2 tRNA genes are annotated in these 276 nt (G+C 53.6%); both read right to left on the bottom strand.

Annotated features, from left to right (window positions below):
* Nucleotides 1-4: 4 nt before the first annotated feature.
* Nucleotides 5-77, bottom strand: a tRNA-Glu gene (locus IV45_RS03360).
* A gap of 7 nt (nt 78-84) precedes the next feature.
* A tRNA-Ser gene (locus tag IV45_RS03365) sits at nt 85-175 on the bottom strand.
* Between the last annotated feature and the right edge of the window lie 101 nt (nt 176-276).

The raw sequence follows: 276 nt of genomic DNA on the forward strand, positions 1-276 counted from the left end.
AAAGTGACCCGTGCGGGATTCGGACCCACGTTACCAGCGTGAAAGGCTGGTGTCTTAACCAACTTGACCAACGGGTCATAACTACGGAGAGTAAGGGATTCGAACCCTTGATACAGGCTTGAACCCGTATACAGCATTTCCAATGCTGCTCCTTCAGCCACTCGGACAACTCTCCATAATCCAAGCCCCAGCACAAAGCCAGGTGCTAAAGCTTGTTTTCGCGCGGCAACGTCCTATCCTCGCAGGGAGCGATCCCCCAACTACTTTCGGCGCGTT

It is taken from the genome of Limosilactobacillus secaliphilus (assembly GCF_001437055.1).
Taxonomy (GTDB): domain Bacteria; phylum Bacillota; class Bacilli; order Lactobacillales; family Lactobacillaceae; genus Limosilactobacillus; species Limosilactobacillus secaliphilus.